Annotated in this window: 2 protein-coding genes and 1 pseudogene; 1 reads left to right on the top strand and 2 read right to left on the bottom strand. The window is 70.6% G+C overall.

Translation table 11 applies throughout. The annotated features are described in order from the left end of the window. Positions 1-121 precede the first annotated feature (121 nt). Positions 122-1,181: pseudogene (locus GRX66_RS18200) on the bottom strand (NAD(P)-dependent glycerol-1-phosphate dehydrogenase). 71 nt (positions 1,182-1,252) lie between these two features. After that, positions 1,253-2,242 (bottom strand): NAD-dependent epimerase/dehydratase family protein, encoded by a 990-nt coding sequence (locus GRX66_RS18195; protein ID WP_159527749.1) that lies wholly within the window; start codon positions 2,240-2,242, stop codon positions 1,253-1,255. A gap of 109 nt (positions 2,243-2,351) precedes the next feature. Between GRX66_RS18195 and GRX66_RS18190 the strand changes: the two genes are divergently transcribed. Then, on the top strand, positions 2,352-2,677 hold a 326-nt coding region (locus tag GRX66_RS18190; protein ID WP_159527748.1), incomplete at its 3' end, for an LLM class flavin-dependent oxidoreductase.

Raw genomic sequence — 2,677 nt, 5'->3', positions numbered from 1 at the left:
GGACGCTGGATGTCCGCCGCGACCGGCGAGGTCCCCGAATAGCTGCCGCCGGTCCGCGTGTCGGCGTCCGCCGCCGTTCACTAGGCGTCGCCAGCCCGCGCCGCGACTGCAGCGCCGTTTCCTAGATGACGCCGGTTCGCGTGGCGGCCTCCCGCGCCGCGTCCTCGCTGATGCCGGACCCGAGAATCGTGTACCGGTCCCGGATCTCGTGGGCGGACGTCAACGCCTCCAGTACTTCCTCGTCGGTGACGCCGAGTTCGTCGGCGGTAGTCGGCGCGTCCAGGGACGCCAGCGCGTCCCGGACTGCCTGCCACTGGCCCTGCGCCCCGGAGTGGAGGTACTCCGCGATGATGGAGCCGACGCCGACCTGGTGGCCGTGCAGCGCCTTCCCGGGCGCGATGCGGTCCAGCTGGTGACTGAACAGGTGCTCGCTGCCGGACGCGGGCCGCGACGACCCCGCGATGGACATCGCGACGCCCGAGGACACGAGCGCCTTCACCACCACCCACGCGGACTCCTCGAGACCAGGCTTGATGGAGTCGGCGTTGTCCACGAGCATCTCGGCGGTCATCTGGCTGAGCGACCCCGCGTACTCGCTGTAGTAGACGTTCTGGAGGCGGTTCGCGAGCCGCCAGTCCTTCACCGCGGTGTAGTTCGAGATGATGTCCGCACACCCCGCGGTCGTCAGCCGCCACGGCGCGTCCGCGATGATGCCCGTGTCGGCGACGACCGCGATGGGCGGCGCGGCCGCCACGGAGTGTCGGGTGTCGCCCTCCGGCACCGGACCCGCGCCCGGAGACGATGCCGTCGTGGCTCGCCGCCGTCGGGACGCTCACGAACCCGACGTTCAGGTGGTCGCTGGCCAGCTTCGCGATGTCGATGGGCTTCCCGCCGCCGACGCCCACCAGGTAGCCGACGTCCATCCCGTCCGCGACCGCCAGGACGTCCTCGACGGCGTCGAACGTCGCCTCCTCGACGACGACGAGTTCCGCGTCCTCGCCGGCCGCCTCGAACTGCGCGACGATGCGGTCCGCGGCCACCTCGCGGGGCGTCGGGCTCGTGACGACCAGCGGCCGCCCCGTCAGGTGGGTGTCGGCGATGACCTCCCGCGTCTGCGAGAGCACGTCGTGGCCGACCACGACGCTGCGCGGGAGGCGAATCCACTTCGACTTCTCGAACATACGCGGACGCTCGCAGGGGACGGGGAAAACGGTTCTGTCTCGGTCGGTGCCGGCTGACCAGCGGACAGCAGTTAGACCGTTCCGAGGACGTCCAGCAGTTTCTGTTCGGCCTCCCTGCTCGGGCCTTCGTCCTCGCCGGTGCGACCGTGTTCGCGGTGGGCGACGGCGGTTCGCCGCATCGCCTCGTCGACGGGCGTGGACTCGTAGCCGAGCGCGGCGATCTTCGCGGTGTCCAGCAGGTGGGGGTAGTCGCGGTACAGCGGGAAGTCAGCGGGCTCAAGGTCCGCGATGGAGAGTTCGCGGGGGCTGGTGTACGCGCGGTCGACGCTGGTGTCGAGGGCGTCCGCGACGAGGTCCAGCATGCGGTCGAGCGTGACGGCGTTCCGGTCCCCGACGTTGTACGCTTCGCCGGGCGTGCCCTCCTCGGCGACGAGGCGCATGCCCTGCGCGACGTCCTCGACGTAGACGCGCTGCCAGAGGTTCGTGCCGTCCCCGGGGACGACGACCTCGTCGTACTCCGCGACGCGGTCCACCCAGTACGCGAGGCGCTCGGTGTAGTCGTGTGGGCCGTAGACGACCGGCGGCCGCACGCTCATCGCGTTCACGCCGCGGTCGGCGGCCTGGAAGACGATGCGGTCGCCGGCGGCCTTCCGCGCGCCGTACGTCTCCATCGTGTCGTCGGTGGCTTCCTCGGCGGTGCAGGATTCCAGGTCCGTCTCGCCCTCGCGCTTCGGGACGTCCTCGGCGGCGTACGCGGCGCCACTGGAGACGTAGACGTAGGCGTCGACGCCGCCGAAGACGTCGGTCGCGGCCTCGACCTCACGGGGCTTGTACGCCACGCAGTCGAAGACGGCGTCGGGTTCGACCTCCCGTTTCGCGGTCAGCAGCGCCTTCCGGTCGGTGCGGTCGCCCTGCACGTGGTGGACGCGGTCGTCGTCCGAGAAGGGGTCGTCGTGCTTCCCGCGGTTGAACGTCGTCACCGAGTAGTCGTTGGCGAGCAGTTCCTCGACGAGGTGGCGGCCGATGAACCGCGTGCCGCCGACGACGAGCGCGGAGTCCATGCGCGCAGCAACGGCCCGCGCCGGAAAAACGGTGCCCATTCCGGCACTCGCTCCCCCACGCGACTGCCACTTGCCGAATGGTTTTCCCCCGGTGTCTCCGAGTGCGGGCATGGACCTCTCTGTCGTCGACCTCTCGCCGGTGCCGAGGGACGGCACCGCGGCGGACGCCTACGCCAACACGGTCGAAACCGCCCGGCGCGCGGAGGAACTGGGCTACGAGCGCGTCTGGGTCGCTGAACACCACGGCACGGCCGAGCGCATCGCGGGGACGACGCCGGAGGTGTTGCTCGGCCACCTGGCCGCCGAGACCGACGACATCCGCATCGGGTCCGGTGCCGTACTGCTGAACCACTACAGCCCGTTCAAGGTCGCCGAGGAGTTCGGCGCGCTGGACGCGCTCGCCGACGAATGCGCGGTTCTGTTCGATGAACGTGT

This window comes from Halobacterium bonnevillei (assembly GCF_009831555.1).
GTDB lineage: Archaea > Halobacteriota > Halobacteria > Halobacteriales > Halobacteriaceae > Halobacterium > Halobacterium bonnevillei.
This window is presented reverse-complemented; position numbering and strand designations above follow the sequence as displayed.